Source organism: Roseobacter sp. TSBP12, assembly GCF_009129705.1.
Classification (GTDB): domain Bacteria; phylum Pseudomonadota; class Alphaproteobacteria; order Rhodobacterales; family Rhodobacteraceae; genus Celeribacter; species Celeribacter baekdonensis_A.
This window is the reverse complement of the sequence record NZ_PYIB01000047.1, coordinates 83,599-107,239: the sequence shown is the minus strand read 5'-3', so window position 1 is coordinate 107,239 and position 23,641 is coordinate 83,599. Positions and strand designations below refer to the sequence as shown.

Below are 23,641 nucleotides of genomic sequence, written 5' to 3'. Positions count from 1 at the left end.
TATGTTGCCCACACCACGAGACCTAACGATCTTTCGCTTACTGGCTCCGCTGGCCTTGATGCTGCTGGCGAGTCTTTCGGCCAATCCCGCGCTCTCGCAAACAGCGCCGACTGTGCTTTCACAGTATATATCTCAGATAAATCCCAATGAAATTGTCGAGGGCAGTGACGCCTTTGGTCCGATTCGTGACGATGTTCCCGTGGCACCTTTGCTACGCCAGGGCGCGGAAATCGGATATGTTTTCATCACTTCGGATTTCGTCGGAACCACGGGCTATTCTGGAAAACCGATCCATACGATGGTGGCCGTCGATCAAGACGCGCGGGTTCTGGGCGTCGAACTGATCAAGCATTCCGAGCCGATCGTGTTGATCGGCATTCCTGACAGCAAGATCAAAGCGATGGTGCATGATTATCGCGGCATTGATCTTGTGGCAGAGGCCCAAGCGCGTGGCTCTGCCCATGATCTTAACATTATTTCGGGCGCGACCGTGACCGTTATGGTGATTGACGACGGTATCATCCGCGCGGGGCTCAAAGTGGCCCGGGCGTTGGGTCTGGGTGGGTTACAGGCGACGACATCAGCCGACCACAGTTTTGAGATCGACCCAGACGCCACGGCACCAGACAGCTGGATGGAGATGGAAGGCGATGGCACTGTCAGACGTCTGTCGCTGGACGTGGGGCAAATCAACGCCGCTTTTGCCGCGATGAACGATCCGCGCACCGCCAAACGGGCCCTGACAGAGCCGACAGAGGCCACTTTTATCGACATGCAAGCCGCACTGGTCAGCGTGCCCAGCATCGGTAAAGCCATTTTGGGCGACGCGGAAAACAGCAATCTTCAGGGCTGGTTGGAGCCAGGTGAAAACGCCATCGTCATTGTCGGCCGTGGCCTATATTCCTTTAAGGGATCGGGCTATGTGCGCGGCGGTATCTTTGACCGGATCGTCCTGATCCAAGACGACGTGACCGTACGTTTTCGCGATCGTGGTCACCGTCGGATGGGGCTCATTGCGGTCGATGACGCGCCGGAGTTTACCGAACGCGATCTGTTCAAAATCCCAGCCGACAGTGGCTTTGATCCAACGTTGCCGTTCCGCATTCAGCTCTTGGTGCACCGCGATGTTGCGGCCATCGAAAAGGTTTTTACCACGTTTGAACTCAGCTATCAGCTGCCATCACAATACCAACGCAAGACCGTATCTGAACAGCCCACACAATCGACGGCCTCGGCATCAGGAGAACAGGTCGAAGCCGCTGCGCAATCCGCACTTTGGAAGCGGATTTGGGAAGATAAAACCATCGAAATTGCGGGATTGTTGGCGATGCTGGCGGTTCTGACGCTGGTGTTCTTTTTCCAGCAATATGTGACACGCTCGGCGCGGTTCTATTTCTGGTTCCGGATGTCATTCCTGACTGTCACTCTGGTGTTTCTGGGCTGGTACGCCAATGCGCAGCTTTCAGTCGTAAACCTGATGGCACTGTTCGGCGCGTTGGTCACGGATTTTAGCTGGCAGGCGTTCCTGTTGGACCCACTGACGTTCATTTTGTGGTTTGCCGTCGCCACAGCGTTGCTGTTCTGGGGACGTGGTGCTTATTGCGGCTGGCTTTGCCCCTTCGGCGCTTTGCAAGAATTGACCAATCGCATTGGCCGCGCGCTGCACATCCCACAGGTGCAACTGCCGTGGGGGCTGCACGAACGCCTCTGGCCGATCAAATACATGATCTTCCTCGGGCTGTTCGGGGTCTCGCTCTACTCCATTGAGCAGGCCGAACATTTGGCCGAAATTGAACCGTTCAAGACCGCCATCATTCTGAAATTCATGCGCGCTTGGCCTTTTGTCGCCTATGTCGCGGCCTTGCTGATCGCGGGACTTTTCGTCGAACGGTTCTTTTGCCGCTATCTGTGCCCGCTGGGCGCGGCGCTGGCCATCCCGGCGCGACTGCGGATGTTTGACTGGCTGAAACGGTATCATGAATGCGGCAACCCCTGCCAAACCTGTGCCCATGAATGCCCCGTCGATGCGATCCACCCAACCGGTGAAATCAATCCGAACGAATGCATCAACTGCCTGCACTGTCAGGTGTTGTACCAATCCGAAGCAAAATGCCCCGTTGTCATTAAGAAAATGAAACGGCGCGCCAAGGCCAGCTCATCTGATGCGGCTTTGGACGCTCGAATTGCAAATCATCCCAACGTGAAGAACTCAAGAAAGGAGCTTCAAGATGTCTGATGTGGACAAAAAAGGCCTAAGTCGGCGCGGGTTTATAGGGGCCTCGGCCACCGGTGCTGCACTTTTGGGCGGCACGAGTGGCAGGCTGGGCTTGTTGGCAGGTGGTGCTGTCGCGGCGACAGCGGCAGGCACCGGCGCAGCGATGGCACAGGCCAGCGATCACCTGAGCCCGGTGCCGGGTGAGTTGGACGATTACTATGGCTTCTGGTCCTCGGGCCAAACCGGCGAATTGCGTATCCTTGGCTTCCCGTCCATGCGCGAATTGATGCGGGTGCCCGTGTTCAACCGCTGCTCCGCGACAGGGTGGGGCCAGACCAACGAAAGCCTCAAGATCCTGACCCAAGACATGATGCCCCAGACCAAGGAATATCTGGCGGCGCAGGGCAAAAAGGTCCACGACAACGGCGATTTGCACCACCCGCACATGTCCTTCACCGATGGCACCTATGATGGCCGTTTTATTTTCGTGAACGACAAGGCCAACACCCGTGTGGCCCGCGTACGTTGTGATGTGATGAAATGCGACAAGATCGTCGACATCCCCAATGCCAAGGCGATCCACGGCCTGCGTCCACAGAAATTCCCGCGGACCGGTTATGTGTTTGCCAATGGTGAAGACGAAACGCCAATGGTGAATGACGGGTCTGTACTGGATGAACCGGAAAAATATGTAAACTTTTTCACTGCGCTTGACGGCGACACGATGGAAATCGCGTGGCAAGTGATGGTGTCGGGCAACCTCGACAACACCGATTGCGACTATCAGGGTAAATATGCCTTTTCGACCTCGTATAACTCGGAAATGGGCATGACCCTACCGGAGATGATGGAAGCCGAACGCGACCACGCGGTGGTGTTCAATCTCGCGGAGATCGAAGCAGGTATCGCGGCAGGTGATTACATCGAGCTGAACGGCGTCAAGGTGATTGACGGACGTAAAGGCCAAAACAAGAAATACACCCGGTACATTCCGGTGCCCAACAGCCCGCATGGGATCAACACGGCACCAGACATGAAGCACGTAGTGATTGCGGGCAAGCTATCGCCGACCTGCACGGTGCTGGATGTGACCAAGCTGGACGCGCTGTTCGAGGAAGATGCCGATCCGCGCTCGGCTGTGGTGGCTGAGCCGGAGTTGGGTCTGGGTCCACTTCACACCGCATTTGATGGCAAAGGGTTTGCCTATACGACGCTGTTCCTCGACAGCCAGATCGTAAAGTGGGACATTGCCAAGGCCGTCGAGGCCTACGCTGGCGCAGATGTCGATCCCATCGTCTCGAAGGTCGATGTGCATTATCAACCCGGTCACAACCATACCACCATGGGTGAAACCAAGGAAGCAGATGGCAACTGGTTGATTTCACTTAATAAGTTCTCCAAGGACCGGTTCATCAACGTTGGCCCGTTGAAGCCCGAAAACGAGCAGATCATCGACATTTCGACCGATGACATGAAGGTGGTACATGACGGGCCAACCTTTGCGGAACCGCATGATGTGATCCTTGTGCGCCGTGATATCGTCAACCCGGTGGATGTTTGGGATCGCCATGATCCAATGTGGGCTGACGCCCGCGCACAGGCTGAAATCGATGGCATCGACATTGATGACTGGCAAGACACGGTCATCCGCGATGGCAATAAGGTTCGGGTGTGGATGTCCAGCCAAGCACCAGAGTTCAGCCTGTCGAGCTTTACCGTCAAGGAGGGAGACGAGGTGACCGTCTATGTCACCAACCTCGATGACATCGACGATCTGACTCACGGCTTCACTTTGGGCAATCACGGCGTTGCGATGGAAATCGGGCCGCAGGCGACCGCGTCGGTCACCTTTATCGCCGCAAAACCCGGCGTGTACTGGTACTATTGCCAGTGGTTCTGCCATGCGCTGCACATGGAAATGCGCGGCCGTATGCTTGTGGAGCCGAAAGCCTGATGACACGTCTCGTCCCTCTTGCCTTTGTGTTGATCTTTGCCGCCTTGCCTGCTTTGGCGGACCGGATTGATGTGCAACCCGGTGACGGTGCGCTAGCGCGCGCGTTGTGGGCGGCACGCGCGGGGGACGAGATCGTTCTCGCATCGGGCCACTATGCGGGCCCGGTGCATATTGAAATCCCACTGACATTGACTGGCACGACAGGGGCTATCATCGACGCAGGCGGGGTGGGATCTGTCGTTACGGTTGACGCCCCCGATGTAACCATTCAATCGCTGACGCTGATCAATTCAGGCCGCGTACATGAGCCGGGAGATGCCGGGGTCAAGCTGACCCAAAAGGCACGCGGTGCGCAGGTGTTGAACAACGATCTCAAGGGCAATTTGATTGGTGTCGATATTCATGGTGCCCGTGATGCGCTGGTCCAAGACAACCGGATCGAGGGCCTGCAACTCTCGCGTATGAATGATCGTGGAAACGGTGTCTATGTCTGGAATGCACCGGGATCGATCGTCAAAGACAACGACATTCGCTATGGCCGTGATGGGATATTTTCCAACGTGTCCAAACACAACATCTATCGCGGCAATCTGTTTCGAGACCTGCGCTTTGCTGTGCATTACATGTATACCAATGACAGCGAAATCTCGGGCAATGTCAGTATCGGCAACCATCTTGGGTTTGCCATGATGTATTCCGACCGGATCGTGGCGCGTGACAATATCTCGATCAACGACCGCGATTATGGCGTGATGCTGAACTATACCAACAAGTCCGATATTTTTGCCAATCAGGTAAGCGGCGGCGCGGAAAAATGCGCTTTTGTCTATAATTCACACAACAACCTGCTGGCTGAAAACAGCTTTAATGGCTGCGATATCGGGATTCATTTCACTGCCGGGTCTGAGCGCAACACCGTCACGGGCAATGCTTTTATCGGCAACCACATACAGGTCAAATATGTTGGCGCAAGTGATGTCGAATGGAGCTTTGAGGGGCGTGGGAATTTCTGGTCGGATCATCCGTCGTTCGACCTGAACGGAGATGATCGCGCCGACAGCACCTATCGCCCCAACGATGTGATGGACCACATCCTGTGGTCTCAACCCGCCGCCAAGCTGCTGATCGGGTCGCCAGCGGTTCAGCTAGTCCGTTGGAGCCAAGAACAGTTCCCCGCGACCGCGATCGGGGGCGTGATCGACAGTCACCCGCTGATTGTGGCACCCAAGCTGACGATACCACAGAACCTATTGTTACTCGCCCAATCGACACCACATTGGGCAACCGGAGCAAGCCATGACGATGCTACAGATTTCCAACCTGACTAAGCGCTACGGCGGCCAGGCCGCATTGGACAACGTGGATTTATCCATCGCGCCGGGCGAACGCGTGGCCTTGCTGGGCCACAATGGCGCAGGCAAATCGACGTTGATGAAAATGGTGTTGGGCCTGCTGCCGCCGTCCTCTGGCACCCTCACGATCGCGGGCTACGCACCGGGGTCGCGCAATGCGCGTGATCTGACCGCTTATCTGCCAGAAAACATCGCCTTTCATCCCGCGCTGACAGGGCGTGAACAAATCCACCACTTTCTGCGGCTGCGCGGCCGTTCGGCACAAGAAGCGGACGGATTGCTAGCCAAGGTCGGGCTGGCTGATGCAGCCCGGCGGCGGATCGGGACATATTCAAAAGGCATGCGACAACGTGTTGGCCTCGCGCAGGCGTTAATCGGCAGTCCCGCGCTGATGGTGCTGGACGAACCGACAACGGGGCTTGATCCCGTGTCGCGCCGGGAATTTTATGCCTTGCTCGATGAATTGGCCTCGCGCGGTACGGCAATATTGATGTCGTCCCATGCGCTGTCCGAGGTGGAGGTCCGCACCGACCGCATCGCGATCTTGTCCAAGGGTCGCAAGGTCGCCGACGGATCGCTCAGCAAGCTGCGCAGCGGCGCAGACCTGCCTTTGACTGTACATATACACCCCCGACAAGGATGTTCACCGCAGATCGCCAGCGTCTTTCCAGAGGCGCGACACGCGGGCGAGATCTTGATAGTGGACTGCATGCAGGCCGACAAGCTGGGTATTCTGGCCCGGATCGCGGCCTTGGGCGATATGATACAGGATTTCGATATTCTGCCGCCAAGTCTTGACGACATCTATGTTCAAATCAGCAGGAGCGCTGCGTGATGTTGTTGCGCGTGCTTTCCACCTTCCAAATTGAATTTGCCATTGCCCTGCGCAATCGCTGGCTCAGCATCGCGGTTGTCTTGATGGTGTTGTTTTCTCTGGTTTTGGCCATTGCCGGAGCGGCCCCAACTGGCGCGGTGGGGGCCGATCGCTTGTCCGTCACCGTTGCCAGCCTGACGTCTTTGTCGGTTTATTTGGTGCCGTTGATGGCGTTGGTCATCTCATTCGACGCCATCGCCGGAGAGATCGAGCGGGGGACGCTGCCGTTGTATCTGGCCTATCCGGTCAGCCGGGGCGAATTGCTGGTCGGCAAGCTGTCTGCGCAACTGGTGCTGATTATCGTTGCTGTCTCTCTCGGCTATGGCACAGCAGCGCTGGTCGCCTTTTGGTTCAGCGGTGGGGACGCAATGGACGGGCTGCCAGCCCTGCTGCGATTGATCTGGACCTCGGTGTTGCTGGGGGCGGTGTTTTTATCGCTCGGACAGATGATCTCTGGCCTGTCGCGTCGCCCTTCGCTGCCGCCGGGCTTGCCATTGGGGTATGGTTGGTAACGGTTGTTCTCTACGATCTGGGACTTCTGGCGGCCATTGTCGCGGACGATGGCGGGAGTTTCACCACAGATGTGTTCCCATGGTTGTTGGTTGCCAATCCCGCTGACGCTTTCCGGATTTATAACTTGGCCGCATCCGACGCGGTTGGCGCGGCGTCCGGCCTCGCGGGAGCGGCGCAATCCATTGCGCTCTGGAAGCCACTGGCATCGCTGCTGGTCTGGGTGGTTCTGGCCGCTGGCCTTGCACGGGGCGCATTTGAAAGGGTCGAACCATGACGCGGAGTATTTTGATCGCATTAGCGGTGCTGTCGCTGAGCGCGTGCAAGACAGAAACCGTCGCATTGCCACAGCCGGTTGAGATGTCAGCAGAAGCCGTGGGGTACTATTGTCAGATGGACCTGCTGGAACATGACGGTCCCAAGGGACAAATCCACCTTGCAGGGTTGCTTGCCCCGATCTTTTTCTCTCAGGTCAGAGACACAATCGCCTATCTGCACATGCCTGAACAGAGCCACGCCGTGGAGGTCGCCTATGTTCAGGATATGGCAGATGCGGCAAGTTGGGCCAAACCGGGCGCTTGGATCGCGGCGGACCAAGCTATTTATGTGGTGGGCTCCGATCAAATGGGCGGCATGGAAGCCTCTGAGTTCGTACCCTTTTCCAGCAAGGCGGCTGCCGTCGCCTTTACCAAGCGCCACGGCGGTACTTTGCTCCGGTTTGAGGACATCACAGCACAAGATGTATTGGCGGCGGCCTCCGTAGAGCCGGCACCCTCAAATCAATCCGACATTGCCAACCGATTGCGCGCATTGGCCCCCAAAGACAGGACAAACTGATATGACATTTATGACCCGTCGCCGTTTTATTTCAATGGCTTGCGCGTCTTGCCTGATCGCCCCGTCCGCGCATGCGTTTCAATGGCAGGCACCGCATTGGGGGCCCGTGCGCGGATCATCCTTGATCATCCGAATGCAAAGGGCATCACTCAACGTGCGCTTGGAGAAATCTCCCGCCTGGAAGATATTTTTAGCCTGTATCGCAGCCATTCGGAGCTCGTCCAACTGAACGCCGCAGGCCATCTGGAGGCCCCCTCGTTTGAACTCCTGGAATGCCTGTCCATCGCCCGCCACGCGCATCGCCTCACGGAGGGTCGATTTGACCCGACCGTACAACCGCTTTGGCGCGTATTGGCCGATGCCTATAGTATGGGTCGCCCCGCTGATGATACCGAAATATCCGCCGCACGGGCACGGATCGGATTTGATCGTGTGTCATTTGACAGCGAAGGCATTCGTATGTCAGCGGATCAGCAATTGACACTGAATGGGATTGCACAGGGGTATATCGCCGACCGCATCGCGGTATTGATGCGCCGCGAGGGGATCGAAGATGTGCTGATAGATACCGGGGAAATCATTGCCATGGGCGCACCGCATGGGCAAGCCGCTTGGCCTGTTACGATCGCGGGCGAAGTGAAAACGCGCGCCTTGACGGGGCGGGCCTTGGCCACATCCGCGCCTTTTGGAACGCGCTTGAGCGCGACTGGCCAAATCGGCCACATCCTTGACCCGCGCCATGGCGGAATTTTGGAAACGGACATCCGGCAGGTCTCCGTCAGTGCCCAAAACGCAGCACTTGCGGATGCCATTTCAACCGGTCTGTGTGTCGCAAAAGATCGCAATGAAGCTCGGGGTTTGTTGCGCGGAGACAAAGATGCCGTTTTGGAAAGCGTACAAACAATGGCCGACGCCATATAGACGCCACAGAGCCGTGTTGCATGGATCGGTCCTGCGCTGATATTGATGCGGTTTGTTTCGTTCAGGATGTCATAAATGCCGCACACGTTCCTCGCTGATCGCTGTGACAAGATCCTGAAACAAAGGCACCGGGTGATCAACGGGCCGGAAGATAACGACGCGCGGCGGGCAGCCACACTATTCTGATCTGGCGATAGAGATGTGTCTGACGCTGGGCCTGATCCTCAAGCAGTCGCTGCGGCAAACGCAAGGCGTGATCTTGTCAGCCGAGATTGTCTGCTTGGATCTGACCATGGACGGCATCGGCGTCCCAACGCTGTTCCGGACCCGTTGGATCAAGTCGACGGCCCAGTTGAGCTATTCCTCGCAGACGGGGCTTACGGCGGCGGCTTAACACGTGATCTTCTCGTCGACCGCTTTGGCGGACTGATCGAGATTGCGTTCCTGCCTCCCAAAAACACAACCTTGAGGCCGAGCGCGGCGCTACATCCGACGCCACGCGACCGGGCTATTGCACAGATCATGTCCACGGGCGGATGGCTTGACAGAAGATCTCACGCTACAAACAACGGAACCGAGGGGAAACCCAAATGGGCCACTGGAAAGCTGTCATCGAGACCAAGCTGAAAGCGCGCTCCTACGCAAATCAGAAGACAGAAGCCAAGATTGGCGCCCGGATTCTCCACCGGATGACCGGACTTGGTCAGCCCACTTTCGAACGCACCGCCTGAATTCCGTCTCGGGGACGGCGCGTTCCAGACTGCAGTCGATCTATGCAACAAGGCCAGCCGAACACCATGACAAAGCCGTCAAGGCCTACATCAAGCACTTTCACGAACAACAAGCTTGCCCAGAAAATGGCGGAGATGCTCATTTTCGGACGTCCCTTTCAGGACTTCGACCAATCCTTCGGCCATTGCCGAGAGAGGCTGGCGATATGTGGTCAATTTGTAATTCGCGCTATCGGCTTGAGGAATGTCATCAAACCCGATGACGGCGATATCCTCGGGGACGCGGAGCCCCAGTTTCGTGCGGATCGCATCAACGGCCCCAACGGCAAGTGCATCGTTTTCACAAACGATGATATCAACGTTGTTCAAGGCCGGGTGATCCGCAAAATAACCTACAACCTGATCATAAGCCAACTGCGGATCGTAGCGGGCCACTGAAACAAAATCCGGCGTTGCGCCGAATGCATCCTGCCAGCGTTTGAGAAATGTCTCCTTGCGCCCCAAATGCGCCGACGTGGACTGCGGACCCGCAAGAAAAAGCGGCTTTCGATAGCCTTTCTCTACGATGTAATCCGTGATTTCGTTCATTGCCGCACGGTCGTCACAGCAGATCGAAATCGTATCGGGGTTTTCGGAGCTGCGTGCGAAGACGATCAACTTACGCACGCGGCGCGCCCCCAAAGCGGTCGCGAGGCTGCGATCCGTGAATTGTATGCCGATGAGAACCGCGGCATCTACGCGTCTTTGGCTGGCGTTGAGCAGTGCAGCAGAGGTGTCCTCTTCATCGGAGGTGTTCACCAGAAGCGTGTCCAATCCGTTCTTGCGCAGAACTCGGGTTAATCTTTCCAACATGACAAGTTTGTGCGGGTTGGCAAAATCGTCGATCAACAGACAGACAAGATTGCTGCGATCGGAGGCGAGGCTTGAGGCCAGAAGATCGGGCACATAGCCTAACGTCTGCGCGGCACCCATTACTTTTTCCCGACTTTTTCTCGAGATCGAGGCATCTTTTTTAAAGGCACGATTAACCGTCCAGCGCGAGACGCCTGCCAGCTTTGCGACATCGTCTGCGGTCACTGTCTCGTCCGACCTCTGGTTTTCCATCTGGCTCATTCGGCCCTCCGTTCATCCGAGTGTATCGCGACGGAGCCGAAAAAGACAATGTGTTTGCACGCGCGTGCAATTTATTCTTGCACGCGCGTGCAGGTTGCCGTTATGACTCCATACATACCCAAGATTCGGGAAAGGGAGGATGCATGTTGAAGGTTGGACTTCTCGGTGCGGGACGGATTGCGACAGTGCACGCAAAAGCCATCACCGCACACCGCAAGAGCACACTTGTGGCGGTTTCGGATATGATTGCCGAAAACGCAAAACAGCTCGCAGCGAACTTTGGTTGCGAGGTGCGCACCACGGACGAAATCATCGACGATCCAACGATTGATGCGGTGCTTATTGCGACATCGACCGATACGCATTCGGATTTGATTGAACGCGCAACCGCCGCCGGCAAAGCGGTGCTGTGCGAAAAGCCTGTTGATCTCAGCCTTGAGCGGGCCCGCGCGTGTCAAGCGGCGGTCGCACAGTCTGGCCGACCGGTCATGATCGGCTTTAACCGCCGCTTTGATCCAAACTTCTCGGCCGTAAAAGCCGCGCTGGCTGGCGGTGAGGTCGGCAAAGCGGAACTGTTGTCGATCACGTCGTTCGATCCGTCCCCGCCACCAGTTTCTTATATCAAAGTGTCTGGCGGGTTGTTTCGTGACATGATGATCCATGATTTCGACATGGCAAACTTCATTATGGGGGAGGCACCTGTCAGCATTTCTGCCGTTGGCTCGTCTATCGTAGACCCCGAGATCGGGATTGCGGGTGACGTTGATACCGCCGTGGTGACGATGACATATGCCGACGGCAAAATTGCCGTGATCAAAAACTCGCGGCGCGCCGTTTATGGCTATGATCAACGTCTTGAACTGCTGGGCTCGGAAGGGCTGCTTCAGGCGCAAAACATGCTGGAAAACACCATGGTGAAATCCACAGTGGCGGGCGTGACCGGAGCCAAGCCGACCTACTTCTTCCTCGAACGCTACATGCCGGCATACGAGGCGGAATGGATCGCATTTGTCGAAGCTGTCGAGACGAAATCGACGTTCCCTGTCACCCTTGAGGATGGCGTGACGGCTTTGGCAATGGCTGAGGCTGCAAATCGGTCGTTAGAGTTGGGTCGGGCGGTCTTGCTGGAGGAGGTTGCGCCAGTCTTGGCGTAACAGCGAGCGCTCGAAACAGATTTCTCCGACCGACAAAGGCCGGGGATACGAAATCCGGTACAGCCGGATGAACGCGGGGCCTCGCCCCAAATAATCAGTGGAACCTAAGGGAGGAGATCCATGAAAAAATTTGTAAAAGCCGCTCTGGCTGCGAGCGCGTTTGCGATCGCAACGCCAGTTCTTGCGCAGGACATCGTTGTTGTCGCCCATGGTCAGGCCAACGATCCGTTTTGGTCGGTTGTAAAAAATGGTGCCGAACAAGCGGCCAAGGACGCCGGCGTTAACGTCGACTATCGCTCGCCGGAAACATTCGACATGGTCGCCATGTCACAACTCATCGACGCTGCCGTAAACCAGGAACCGGCTGGTCTGATCGTGTCGATTCCCGACGCAGATGCGCTTGGACCGTCAATCCAGCGCGCCGTTTCGGCTGGTATTCCGGTCATCTCGATCAACTCCGGCTCGGATGTCTCCAAGGGCCTTGGTGCCCTTCTTCATGTGGGTCAGGACGAGTTCGATGCGGGGAAATCTGCTGGCGCAAAGCTGGCTGAGATGGGCGGCAAAACCGCTATCTGTGTGAACCAAGAGGTCGGCAACGTCTCGCTTGACCTGCGCTGCGACGGTTTTGCCGAAGGTTTTGGCGGCTCTGTGACCGTCTTGCCAACCAGCAACGATCCAGCGGAGATCGAAGCCAAGGTGGCCGCAGCTCTATCTTCGGATACCGCTATTGACACGGTGATGGCCCTCGGCGCCTCGACCGCGGGTGAGCCTGCAGTTGCCGCGGCCAAAGCATCTGGTCGCGACGTAAACGTTGCTTCGTTCGATCTGTCGGCCAGCTTCCTGCAGTCCATCGTCGATGGCGATGCTGCTTTTGCGATCGACCAGCAGCAGTTCTTGCAGGGCTATCTGTCCGTCAACTTCATGGCGCTGCACGCCAAATTTGGCCTGATGCCCGGTGGCAATGTTCCCTCGGGTCCGAACCTGATTACGGCTGACAAGGCTGCTCAGGTTATCGAACTGTCGGCTAAAGGCATCCGCTAACTCCGGGTGGCACCAAGCACAAGAACGGAGCGGCACAAAAGTGCCGCTCCACTTGAAAAAGGGAGGTCAGAATGAATGATACCGTCCAAGGCGCTGCGGACGAACGGCTCAAGGCCGAACCGTTATTTGCGCAATTGATCAAACGTCCGGAACTTGGGGCCGTCGCGGGCGTCATACTGGTTGTAATTTTCTTTTCCATTACCGCTGACAGATCAATGTTCAGCCTGTCGGGTATCATAAACTTTATGACCCCCGCATCCCAACTGGGCATTCTGGCCATTGGCGCGGCGCTGTTGATGATCGGCGGGGAATTCGATCTGTCAATTGGCTCTATGGTGGCCTTTTCGGGTTTGTTTTTCGGTGTCTGTGCGGTCACATGGCACTTGCCGCTGGTCGCCGCAATTCCGCTGACATTTATCTTTGCGGGCGCTGTTGGCGCGTTGAGCGGAAATCTTGTTATTCGCTCGGGTTTGCCGTCGTTCATTGTCACGCTGGCCTTTTTGTTCATCCTGCGCGGCTTGTCGCTTGTCGGGCTGAAATGGGCCACAGGTGGCTCGACACAGTTGCGCGGTGTGCGCGAAGCGGTCGAAAACGATTGGTTGGCACCAGTCTTTTCCGGGGACGCCTTTCCGGGGCTGTTTGCGAAGCTCGCGGATATGGGCCTTGTGGCAACCTTCAATAATGGCACGCCAAAAGTACCTGGCATCCCAGTCGAAATCCTCTGGTTTGTCGCTATCGCTCTGATCGCCACCTATGTGCTTTTGCGCATGCCGGTCGGAAACTGGATCTTCGCCGCTGGTGGGGACCGGACTGCGGCCTCGAACTCCGGTGTTCCGGTCAACAAGGTCAAGGTTTCGTTGTTCATGCTGACCGCATGTTGTGCAGCATTGGTGGCCATCATCACCGTGATGGATGCGGGATCCACAGACGCACGGCGCGGATTTCAAAAGGAATTTGAGGCGATTATCGCGGCAGTGGTTGGTGGGTGTTTGCTGACTGGCGGGTATGGATCGGCCATCGGTGCGTTCTTTGGCTCGATCATTTTCGGCATGGTCGTCATCGGGCTGACCTATACCAACTTCGATCAGGACTGGTTTCAGGTGTTTCTCGGCGGAATGTTGTTGATCGCCGTGATGTTCAACAATGCCATCCGCAAACGAGTGACGGGAGAGCGCTGAGATGACTCAAGACACCAAGTTCCATCATGGCGACGCCACACAAAACGACAGTCCGATTGTCGAAATGAAAAACATTGAAAAGCATTTCGGTAATATCATCGCTCTTGCCGGGGTCAGCTTTGATGTTCGACCCGGGGAATGCCACTGCCTTTTGGGTGATAACGGCGCGGGCAAGTCGACCTTCATCAAAACAATGTCGGGCGTACACCGACCGACAAAGGGCGAAATCCTGTTTGAAGGCAAACCGTTGAATTTCGCCACCCCGCGTGACGCGATGGAGGCCGGGATTGCGACCGTGTTCCAAGATCTGGCGATGATCCCATTGATGAGCGTGACGCGAAATTTTTTCATGGGACGCGAGCAACGACAGGACGGGGGCTGATGAAACGGTTTGACGTGGCCAAGGCCAATGAGGTCACCATTGAGGCAATGCGTCAGATGGGCATCAACCTGCGCGGTCCCGATCAAGCCGTCGGCACACTGTCCGGTGGTGAACGTCAGACCGTCGCCATCGCGCGTGCTGTCTACTTCGGGGCTAAGGTTCTGATCCTTGATGAGCCAACCTCGGCGCTGGGTGTGCGCCAGACGTCAAATGTTCTGGCAACCATCGACAGGGTGCGCAAACAGGGCATCGGCGTTGTCTTTATCAGCCACAATGTGCGTCATGCGCTGGCTGTTGGCGACCGGTTCACGGTGCTCAATCGAGGTAAAACGTTAGGGACAGCCAAGCGGGGAGAAATCACTCCCGAAGAGCTTCAAGACCTCATGGCGGGCGGTCAAGAAATGGCCGCACTCGAAGGATCGCTTGATGGTACCATCTGAACTCCTCCCGGGATGGGCTGCGCGCGCAGCTCATTCCCGGAGAGTTTGCAGGTCCTTGGACAGTAAGGCGCGGAACGACCTTCCGAGCGCACTTTAGGAAATTGTGTGTAAAATGTACAAAATGCCGGATAAATCGCTTGGTGTGGCCCTGATCGGCACAGGCTTTATGGGAAAGTGCCATGCGCTGGCATGGCGTCAGGTTGCGACGGTGTTCGGGGGCGAGCCGCCCCGACTGGAAATTCTGAGTGATGTCACAAAAGACTCCGCCGTCCGTTTTGCTCGCCAGTTTGGATTTCGGCGAAGCACCGATGATTGGCGGGCCGCCATTGCCGATCCTGCGGTCGACGTGGTGTCGATCACAACGCCCAATAGTCTGCACCGACCGATGGCAGAGGCCGCGCTGAAGGCCGGCAAGCATGTCTGGCTGGAAAAGCCGATGGCACTGACGCTGGAAGATGCCGAAGCAATGACCGCCTTTGCCGCGCGAAATCCCGATCAGGTGACGCTTCTTGGCTATAATTATCTGCGCTCACCCGCCTTTCAAATGGCGCGCAAAATACTGGCGGAGGGAGGGATCGGCGCGCCGCTGACCTTTCGCGGGGTCTATGACGAGGACTACAGCGCTGATCCGGACCTGCCTTGGTCATGGCGGATGACCAAAAAAGCGGGCGGTCTTGGGGCGCTTGGTGATCTTGGGTGCCACTTGGTCAGCGTGATGATCCAACTGATGGGGGATGTGTCCGAATTGACCGCCCAGACCCAGATCGCCATTCCCCTGCGGCACTCTCCCGAGGGCCCCAAGGCGGTTGAAAATGAGGACAGTGCGCTGGCGTTGATCCGCTTTGCCTCCGGCGCGCAGGGCGTGTTTGCGACCTCTCGGGTCGCACGCGGGCGCAAGTGTCGCTTGCAATGGGAAGTGCAAGGATCCGATGGCACGATCATCTTCGATCAAGAGAATATGAACGAACTTTGGCTCCACAGAACAGATGACGCGGGCTTCACTCGCCACCTGAGCGGGCCGGAGCAACCCGATTACGCGGCCTTCTGTCCTGCCCCGGGCCATAATTTCGGTTTCAATGAGCAAAAAGTGATCGAGGCCCGCGACTTGATCCGCGCCATAGCGGGCGATGCGCCCTGCGGTCCTGATTTCGCCGAGGGCCTGAAAATCGAGAAAATCATTCACGCGATGGCGACCTCGAACGGTCGCCCGGTGGCGCCTTAAGGAGAGAGACATATGACCAAGCTTGACGTAATCACGATTGGCCGTGCGGGCGTAGACCTATATGGATCTCAAATCGGCGGACGGCTCGAGGATATGGGGTCATTTGACAAGTATATCGGGGGCTCTCCAACCAACATCGCTTGTGGCACTGCGCGTTTGGGCCTGAAGTCTGGCCTGATCACGCGCGTTGGTGACGAGCATATGGGCCGCTTCATCCGTGAAGAGTTGGAGCGTCATGGCGTCTCGACCCAAGGCGTCATAACCGACGGCGAGCGTCTGACTGCGTTGGTGATCCTTGGCATCCGCGATGAGACGCAATTCCCTCTGATCTTCTACCGTGAGAACTGCGCGGATATGGCGCTGTGTGAGGAGGACATCGACGAGGCTTTCATCGCGTCAGCGCGATCGGTCCTTGCGACCGGCACCCATCTAAGCCACCCGCGCACTAAGGCCGCCGTCATCAAGGCATTGAAACTGGCGCGTCAGTACGGATTGAAGACGGCACTGGACATCGACTATCGCCCAAACCTTTGGGGACTGGCCGGTCACGGCGACGGTGAAAGCCGCTTCGTCGAAAGCGCTGAGGTCACCGCCAAGCTGATGGAGACGCTGCATTACTTCGACCTGATTGTCGGGACCGAGGAAGAATTCCATATCGCGGGCGGCTCGACCGATACGATCAAAGCGCTGCGTGCCGTGCGCAAGGTCTCGAAGGCGACGCTGGTGTGCAAGCGCGGAGCGGATGGTGCGGTGGCGTTTGACGGTGATATTCCTGACAGCCTGGACGATGGCCAGACCGGGCCAGGCTTTCCGATTGAGGTATTTAATGTTCTGGGCGCGGGCGACGGTTTCTTTTCGGGTCTGCTCAAAGGCTGGCTTGATGGTGAAGATTGGTCGACCACGCTGAAATATGCCAACGCCTGTGGGGCATTTGCGGTCAGTCGGCACGGCTGTACCCCGGCCTATCCAAGCTGGGATGAGCTACAGTTTTTCTTTGATCGCGGTATTGTGCGCAAAGATCTGCGCAACGACACCGAGTTGGAACAGGTGCATTGGGCCACAAATCGGCATGGCGACTGGTCGACCATACGCACCTTTGCCTTTGATCACCGCCTGCAACTTGAAGAGATGGACGGCTACTCGAAAGACAAAGGCAGCCTGTTCAAAGAGCTTTGCCTCGCGGCGGCGCTCAAGGTCCAGAATGGTCAGCCCGGGTACGGTATCTTATGCGACAATCGCATTGGACGGTCCGCCCTGCACGCCGCGTCCGGCTCTGGCCTGTGGATCGGTCGCCCGACCGAGCTGCCGGGGTCGCGCCCGATCGCGTTTGAAGAGGACCTTGGGCTTGACCTCGGCCGTTTCAAAGAATGGGCGCGCGAGAATGTGGTAAAGCTTTTGGTTTTTTGCCACCCAGACGACACGCCCGAAACCCGCGCGTTGCAGGAAGGTCGCGTCAAGCGGCTGTTCACGGCGCGCGCCGCAACAATCTTGAATTTCTGCTGGAGGTGATCCCCTCCAAGGTCGCCCCCGTGGACGACACCACAAGCGCGACCCTGATCCAGCAGTTCTACGATGCGGGTGTCTACCCTGATTGGTGGAAGCTTGAGCCGTTTAAGACGGACGCTGCGTGGCAAAACGCGGTGACCGCGATCGAACGCAATGATCCGCGGACGCGAGGGATCGTTGTGCTGGGTCTGGACGCGCCCGAGGCCGATCTTGCGCAGAGCTTTGCGTTGGCTGCCAAACAGCCGCTGGTCAAAGGTTTTGCCGTCGGCCGGACGATCTTTGGAGACGCGGCACGGGCTTGGATGAAGGGCGAGATGAGCGATACGGAGGCCGTGACACAGATGGCGATGCGCTATGAGATTCTGTGTTCGGTGTGGGACAAGGCACGGGCAGATGCTCGTCTAAATGTGGAGTGATCTGATGAGCGGAACAATCCGACTGACCGCCGCGCAGGCCATGGTAAAATGGCTGAGCGTGCAACTCACCAAAGAGGGTGACCGATTTATCGACGGCATTTGGGGGATTTTCGGCCACGGCAATGTGGCGGGGCTCGGCGAGGCCTTGCAAGACGCGGGCAACGGTTTCCCAACATGGCGTGGCCAGAACGAGCAAACCATGGCACATGCGGCCATTGCCTATGCCAAGGGGCTGAAACGCCACCGCGCACAGGCGGTGACCTCTTCCATTGGGCCGGGTGCCACCAACATGGTGACCGCAGCCGCGCTGGCGCATGTCAACCGTCTGCCGGTGTTGTTCATACCCGGCGATGTCTTTGCCAACCGCCGCCCTGATCCGGTTTTGCAACAGGTTGAAAGCTTCGAAGATGGCACCATTTCGGCCAATGATTGCTTCAAGCCGGTGGTGCGCTATTTCGACCGGATCACCCGACCTGAGCACCTTTTGACGTGCTTGCCGCGCGCCCTGACGGTGATGACCGACCCGGCCAACTGTGGGCCTGTCTGCCTTGCCTTCTGTCAGGATGTGCAAGCCGAGGCCTACGACTATCCGGTTGAATTCTTTGACCCCAAAGTCTGGCGCGTGCGCCGCCCCGAGCCGGACAGTCTCGAACTCGCCGAAGTGGTCTCGATGATCAAATCCGCCTCCAATCCGGTTATCGTCTGCGGCGGAGGCGTGATCTATTCCGATGCGGAGGCCACACTCGCCGCGTTTGCCAGCACGCACAACATCCCTGTCGTCGAAACTCAGGCCGGCAAGTCGGCGTTGGCGCAGGCTCACCCGATGAATTTTGGCGCGAGCGGTGTGGACGGCTCTGCCGCCGCCAACGCCGTTTCGAAAGATGCCGATCTGGTCATCGGTGTGGGGACACGGTTTCAGGACTTTACAACCGGGTCGTGGACGTTGTTTGAAAAGCCCGGTCGCAGGTTGGTGTCGATCAACGTGGCGGCCTATGACGCGGTCAAACATGGCGCGATCCCGATGGTCTCGGACGCCAAAGTGGCACTGGAAAAGATCTCCGCCGCCCTAGGCAATCACAGAGCCCCCGCGGTCGATGCCGCATGTCGGACGGAGTGGTTGGCCGCCGTCACGGCCCATTGTTTGCCGCGCGAGGCCACACAAGACGGCCGCCCTCTGGATGCCGAGGTGATCGGCGCGGTTCAGCGCGCGACGGGGGAAGACGCCATCGCGATGTGTGCCGCGGGCACCATGCCTGGGGCGCTCAAGCTGCTGTGGCAACCATCCCAAGGCGGCTATCACATGGAATACGGCTATTCTTGCATGGGCTACGAAATTGCGGGCGCCATGGGGCTCAAATTGGCCCGACCCGAACGCGACGTGATCTGTTTTGTCGGCGACGGATCCTACATGATGGCGAATTCGGAACTGGCAACGGCGGTGATGCGCAAGGTGCCTTTCACGGTGATTTTGACAGACAACCGTGGCTACGGCTGTATCAACCGCCTGCAAACGCTCGGCTGCGGTGGCGCGCCGTTCAACAACATGTATGCCGATTGCAATGTCGAGGCCCAGCCCGATATTGATTATGTTGCCCATGCGGCCTCGATGGGGGCCTATGCGGTCAAGGCCGAGGGCATCGCCGATTTGGAAGTCCAGATTTCACATGCCCGCGGTCGCGACATTCCCACCGTCATCGTGATCGAGACCACCGCCGAGGAAGGTCCGGGCTTCGGCGCTGCGGGGCATTGGTGGGATGTCGCTGTTCCGGCAGTGAGCAAAACGGAAAAATCGCGCGCCGCCTATGCCGATTACCTTGAAAACTTGACCCGCCAACGGCTGATAAACTGACACCCCGGCGGGCATTCCGCCATAGGAGAGACAACCGATGATCCAGTTCGGGACAAATCCCATTGCATGGGCAAACGACGACGACCAGACCCTTGGCGCCGATATTCCGACCGCACGTATCCTGGACGAGGCGGGTCGGCAGATCGGCTTTGACGGAATCGAGAATGGCCACCGCTGGCCGCAGGATGACCCAGAGGCTCTGCGTGTGCTTTTGGCCGAATACGGGCTCGCCTTTATCTCGGGCTGGCACTCGCTCAACCTGCTTTCGCATTCGATTGAGGACGAGAAAACTGCAATCCAGCCGCATTTGGACAAGCTAAAGCACAACGGCTGCAAGGTCTGCATTGCATGCGAAACGTCGAATTCGGTTCAGGGGCTGGATAGGCCGCTGTCGGATCGCCCGGTGCTTGATCGTGCCGGTATGGCCGAGTTTGCGGCTAAGGTGGAAGAGATTGCGCAATATTGCTCTGATCAAGGGGTTGATCTCGTCTATCACCACCATATGGGCACTGTCGTGCAGTCGCCTGAGGATATCGACGCTTTCATGGCGGCCACGGGGCCTGCGACGAAGCTTCTGTTTGATGCCGGTCACTGTGTTTTTGGTGGCGGCGATCCTGAGGTGGTGTTGCGCAGGCATATCGGCCGCGTCCGCCATTTTCACGCCAAGAACGTCCGCCCCGTGATCCGGGACAAGGTCGAGGGGGACGCGCTGTCGTTCATGGATGGTGTGCGTGCTGGGGTCTTTACCGTGCCAGGCGATCAGGAAGGGGGGGTGGATTTTGCTCCGCTTCTGAAGGTTCTTGCCGAGAACAACTATGACGGTTGGATCGTGATTGAGGCTGAACAGGACCCCGACCAGCGCAATCCGCTTCTCTATCAGACCCTTGGCCTGGCCACTCTCAAACGGCTCGCACGCGACGCCGGTTTTTTCGACGGAGGCGCACATGTCTGATCTTTTGAAACGTCCCTTTGGAACGCACGGAAAAGTGCATCAGATCACACCCATGTCGGCGGGCTGGCGCTATGTGGGGTTTGACCTGTTCAAATTGCGTACCGGGGAAAAAATTTCGGATGCGACGGGCAAGACCGAGGTGATCTTCGTGATGGTTGAGGGGAAGGCACGCTTTACCGCTGCGGATCAGGAATGGGGTGAGCTTGGCCATCGCATGAATGTCTTTGAGAAGACCCCGCCGCATTGCCTGTATGTTCCGAACGGAGAAGACTGGGAGGCAGAGGCCACGACGGACTGCACGATTGCGGTCTGTCGGGCGCCGGTCACTCCGGGCACAAGGCGCGACGGATCGGTCCCGATGGCATCACCCTGACCCAACGGGGCGAAGAGTCAAATTCCCGATTTATCAACAACATCGCAATGGAGAATGAGGATTATTGCGATAGCCTTTTGGTGACCGAGGTTTTCACCCCAGCGGGCAATTGGTCGTCATATCCCTCGCATCGCCATGACGAAGACGACTTCCCGAATATCACCTATCTTGAGGAAACCTATTACCACCGGATCAACCCGGCGAATGGTTTTGGAATCCAGCGGGTCTATACAGACGATTTGCAGCTCAATGAGACCATGGCGGTTCATGATGGCGACGTTGTTTGCGTGCCGCGTGGCCATCATCCTTGCGGTGCGCCGCATGGGTTCGAGATGTATTACTTGAACGTCATGGCCGGGCCGCTGCGCAAATGGCGTTTTATCGCAGCCCCTGAAGTTGAACACCTTATGTAATCCGCCTTTGGGTGGTCCCGGAGATATGAATATGACCCAACCTTTTGCACTGGCCGCATGCGCTGAAATGCTGTGGCAGGACAAGCCGATTGAATGGCGCGCATCGCGCCTCAAAGAGATGGGATTTGGAGTTGGCCTATGGAATTGGCCCGACCATGATCTCGCCAAGTTGGAGGCCACGGGGGCGAACTTCACGATCATGAATGGCTACCTCCAAGGCCGCTTGAGCGACGCAGAAGGCGCCCAAACCCTTCTCGCTTCGGCCCGTGAAACCGCTCACGTTGGCAAACGGCTTGGGGTTGCCCGGCTTAATCTGCATGGCACCGGTCTGGGCGATGGCGGAATTCCGATCCCGCGTCATGGAGTGTTTTCCCCCGGCATGATGCAGCGTGCCATTGATACGCTGCACCGCGTTTGCGACATGGCCGAGGAAGAAGGCGTAACGTTTACATTGGAAAACCTGAATCCGCTGGATCACCCGGGGTGCCCTTTCGGGTCTACGGCTGATGTTTTGGCGCTGGTTTCAACCGTCAATCGCCCCCAACTGCGGATCAATCTGGACCTATATCACACCCAAATTGGCGAAGGCGATCTGGTGCGGTGGTGCGCCGCTTGCTTGCCCTGGATCGGTGAAGTGCAAGTCGCGGATAATCCGGGCCGCTGCGAGCCGGGCACGGGCGAAATCAACTATACAGGCGTTGCGCGGGCGCTCGACGAGATGGGATACCGTGGACCTGTTGGCATGGAGGCCTTTGCCGCCAACGATCCAGATGCCGCGCTCGCCGCCTTCCGCGCCGCATTTACAATATAATTATTCCCGGTTTGTGACCCATGTGGCGTTGGGCCATATGGATCTCGAACATTCGCTGAGGTTGGGCCGTGCGCGCGCCCACCATCCGGCAAAGTGCTCGTTGGGATTGGTTGCCGCACGATCCAGATGTCTACGCAAAACGAACCTTGTCGAACGGTTCTTTTGCAGAGTGAAGGACATGCACAGACTGACAACCAGATGCGAAAAACTCAAACGAAACTTCCTATCAATGGTCTACAGCTTCGCGATCAGATGTTGGATCCATTGAGGCCACAGCCTCGATCAAGCCTCGATGTAAATCAGGAGGATATGATAAAACGACCCTACCGAAAATTGACTCTAGATGAACGTAGAATCTTAGCGAGATGCTTCAGGCGAAGGCCACCAAGACAAAGATCTCTATGACACTTGATCGAGATCGTTCAACCACCCGCCGAGAGATCAAAAGGAACTTCTGGGCTGATGATGCCGTCCCGAAGACGTACGCAGGATACTTCGAAATGGCTGTTATAGGCGCAACCTACCTTTTCAAAGCGCATCTCGCCTTTGACAGCCGTCTTCGGCCTGTCCGAGGTCATGAAGGCGTGTCATGAATGTTATTCACTGCGCCAGCCAATGCCGTGCGATGTAGCACACATGAGCCAGCACAGCTTCGGCCCCCTCTGCAGACCTCATCGGCACCTCAAGCGACAATGGCAGATCGTCAGGCAAAGCCTCCACAAAAGCGCGTAGATCAATCTGGCCCTCGCCCGGCGCAAGCCGCGCTTCGCGCGCGGTGAACAGCAACTCATCGGTTGTATAGTGCTCGGCCACAGGCGCGTCACACAGATGCGCAAAGGGAAGACGATCGGGCGAAATCGCAGCAAGCTGGGCAAGCGAGGACCCCGAGCGATCAAAATGCAAACTATCGACCAAGAGATGCACCTCAGGTCCGGCCGCCTCCACCACCCGCAACGCAGTGTCGAGATCGGGCACATCGGTCCAAGGGAAAAACTCGTGAATGATCGCCACGCCGCGCGATTTACCGGCCTCCGCCAGCGCAGACAGCGTGTCGGACAGTCGCGACAGATCAGGGTCATAAGGGGCGGTGATCAGGTGATGCGCCCCAAGCTCCGCCCCCATGTCAAACAACCACTCATAGTCCGCAACCCGCGTGTCAGGCGTTACCTTGAGAAACTCGATGTCACCAACGGTGATCCCGGTGGCGGCCATCGCCGTTTTGGTGGCGCGTAGCATCGCGGGATCGTCAGACAGCGGATAACCGGGGGACGTGTCCGTCACGCGCAAAAGCCGCAGTCCGACACCATCAAACCCGGCTTTGGCGGCGGCTTCGATGAAACGCGGCGGGGCAAGGTCGATGGCGGTGAGGTGGGCGGCACTCAAGGGACGGGACATGA

General features: G+C 57.5%; 16 protein-coding genes and 6 pseudogenes. 20 read left to right on the top strand and 2 right to left on the bottom strand.

Translation table 11 applies throughout. The annotated features are described in order from the left end of the window. The first annotated feature begins 1 nt into the window (after position 1). The 9 genes and pseudogenes from C8029_RS14825 (at position 2) to C8029_RS22430 (ending at position 9,394) form a co-directional block, all read left to right on the top strand. On the top strand, positions 2-2,236 hold the full coding sequence (locus C8029_RS14825) for a NosR/NirI family protein (protein WP_009572662.1): 2,235 nt from the start codon (positions 2-4) through the stop codon (positions 2,234-2,236). Continuing rightward, entirely contained in the window at positions 2,229-4,169 is a 1,941-nt protein-coding gene (gene nosZ / locus C8029_RS14820) for a TAT-dependent nitrous-oxide reductase (RefSeq protein ID WP_009572663.1), read from the top strand. The genes C8029_RS14825 and nosZ overlap by 8 nt, the downstream gene beginning before the upstream one ends. Further along, on the top strand, positions 4,169-5,497 hold the full coding sequence (locus C8029_RS14815; RefSeq protein WP_152003177.1) for a nitrous oxide reductase family maturation protein NosD: 1,329 nt from the start codon (positions 4,169-4,171) through the stop codon (positions 5,495-5,497). The genes nosZ and C8029_RS14815 overlap by 1 nt, the downstream gene beginning before the upstream one ends. After that, positions 5,472-6,356 carry an ABC transporter ATP-binding protein gene (locus tag C8029_RS14810; RefSeq protein ID WP_152003195.1) on the top strand — a complete coding sequence of 295 codons (885 nt, stop codon included), beginning with the start codon at positions 5,472-5,474 and terminating at the stop codon, positions 6,354-6,356. The genes C8029_RS14815 and C8029_RS14810 overlap by 26 nt, the downstream gene beginning before the upstream one ends. Further along, positions 6,356-7,182: pseudogene (locus tag C8029_RS14805) on the top strand (ABC transporter permease). The gene C8029_RS14810 and the pseudogene C8029_RS14805 overlap by 1 nt, the downstream one beginning before the upstream one ends. Continuing rightward, the gene (locus C8029_RS14800; protein ID WP_152003176.1) at positions 7,179-7,742 is read left to right on the top strand and encodes a nitrous oxide reductase accessory protein NosL; all 564 of its coding nucleotides are present in this window, start codon (positions 7,179-7,181) and stop codon (positions 7,740-7,742) included. Before C8029_RS14805 ends, C8029_RS14800 begins: the two are co-directional and overlap by 4 nt. Before the next feature lie 81 nt (positions 7,743-7,823). Beyond that, positions 7,824-8,663 carry an FAD:protein FMN transferase gene (locus C8029_RS14795; RefSeq protein WP_226946349.1) on the top strand — a complete coding sequence of 280 codons (840 nt, stop codon included), beginning with the start codon at positions 7,824-7,826 and terminating at the stop codon, positions 8,661-8,663. A 154-nt stretch (positions 8,664-8,817) separates the two neighbouring features. Beyond that, positions 8,818-8,922 (top strand): annotated as a pseudogene (locus C8029_RS22435) (IS5 family transposase); the annotation flags it as partial. Between the two features lie 331 nt (positions 8,923-9,253). Beyond that, positions 9,254-9,394 (top strand): hypothetical protein, encoded by a 141-nt coding sequence (locus C8029_RS22430; RefSeq protein WP_009572670.1) that lies wholly within the window; start codon positions 9,254-9,256, stop codon positions 9,392-9,394. Between the two features lie 90 nt (positions 9,395-9,484). Here the strand turns inward: C8029_RS22430 and C8029_RS14785 are convergent, their stop codons facing one another. Next, positions 9,485-10,507 (bottom strand): LacI family DNA-binding transcriptional regulator, encoded by a 1,023-nt coding sequence (locus C8029_RS14785; protein WP_009572671.1) that lies wholly within the window; start codon positions 10,505-10,507, stop codon positions 9,485-9,487. A 143-nt stretch (positions 10,508-10,650) separates the two neighbouring features. On the opposite strand from C8029_RS14785, the gene iolG reads away from it, so the two are divergent. The 11 genes and pseudogenes from iolG to C8029_RS23140 all read left to right on the top strand — a co-directional run. Next, on the top strand, positions 10,651-11,661 hold the full coding sequence (gene iolG / locus C8029_RS14780) for an inositol 2-dehydrogenase (RefSeq protein WP_152003175.1): 1,011 nt from the start codon (positions 10,651-10,653) through the stop codon (positions 11,659-11,661). Between the two features lie 120 nt (positions 11,662-11,781). Continuing rightward, entirely contained in the window at positions 11,782-12,702 is a 921-nt protein-coding gene (locus tag C8029_RS14775) for a sugar ABC transporter substrate-binding protein (protein ID WP_009572673.1), read from the top strand. 71 nt (positions 12,703-12,773) lie between these two features. Then, positions 12,774-13,880: an ABC transporter permease gene (locus C8029_RS14770; RefSeq protein ID WP_009572674.1), complete on the top strand. Its 1,107-nt coding sequence runs from the start codon at positions 12,774-12,776 to the stop codon at positions 13,878-13,880. A 1-nt stretch (position 13,881) separates the two neighbouring features. Next, positions 13,882-14,702 (top strand): annotated as a pseudogene (locus C8029_RS14765) (ATP-binding cassette domain-containing protein). A 121-nt stretch (positions 14,703-14,823) separates the two neighbouring features. Then, positions 14,824-15,924, top strand: coding sequence for a Gfo/Idh/MocA family protein (locus C8029_RS14760; RefSeq protein ID WP_353617610.1), 1,101 nt, complete (start codon positions 14,824-14,826; stop codon positions 15,922-15,924). A 12-nt stretch (positions 15,925-15,936) separates the two neighbouring features. Further along, positions 15,937-17,846, top strand: a pseudogene (locus tag C8029_RS14755) (bifunctional 5-dehydro-2-deoxygluconokinase/5-dehydro-2-deoxyphosphogluconate aldolase). Between the two features lie 4 nt (positions 17,847-17,850). After that, positions 17,851-19,695, top strand: coding sequence for a 3D-(3,5/4)-trihydroxycyclohexane-1,2-dione acylhydrolase (decyclizing) (gene iolD / locus C8029_RS14750; RefSeq protein WP_009572678.1), 1,845 nt, complete (start codon positions 17,851-17,853; stop codon positions 19,693-19,695). A 37-nt stretch (positions 19,696-19,732) separates the two neighbouring features. Beyond that, a complete protein-coding gene (gene iolE, locus C8029_RS14745; protein ID WP_009572679.1) occupies positions 19,733-20,647 on the top strand; it encodes a myo-inosose-2 dehydratase in 915 nt (304 codons plus the stop codon). Further along, a pseudogene (iolB, locus tag C8029_RS14740) lies at positions 20,640-21,433 on the top strand (5-deoxy-glucuronate isomerase). Before iolE ends, iolB begins: the two are co-directional and overlap by 8 nt. Before the next feature lie 31 nt (positions 21,434-21,464). Next, the gene (locus tag C8029_RS14735) at positions 21,465-22,244 is read left to right on the top strand and encodes a TIM barrel protein (protein ID WP_009572681.1); all 780 of its coding nucleotides are present in this window, start codon (positions 21,465-21,467) and stop codon (positions 22,242-22,244) included. Between the two features lie 312 nt (positions 22,245-22,556). Next, a pseudogene (locus C8029_RS23140) lies at positions 22,557-22,750 on the top strand (helix-turn-helix domain-containing protein); the annotation flags it as partial. A gap of 94 nt (positions 22,751-22,844) precedes the next feature. Here the strand turns inward: C8029_RS23140 and C8029_RS14725 are convergent. Next, on the bottom strand, positions 22,845-23,639 hold the full coding sequence (locus C8029_RS14725) for a sugar phosphate isomerase/epimerase family protein (protein WP_152003172.1): 795 nt from the start codon (positions 23,637-23,639) through the stop codon (positions 22,845-22,847). Positions 23,640-23,641 lie beyond the last annotated feature (2 nt).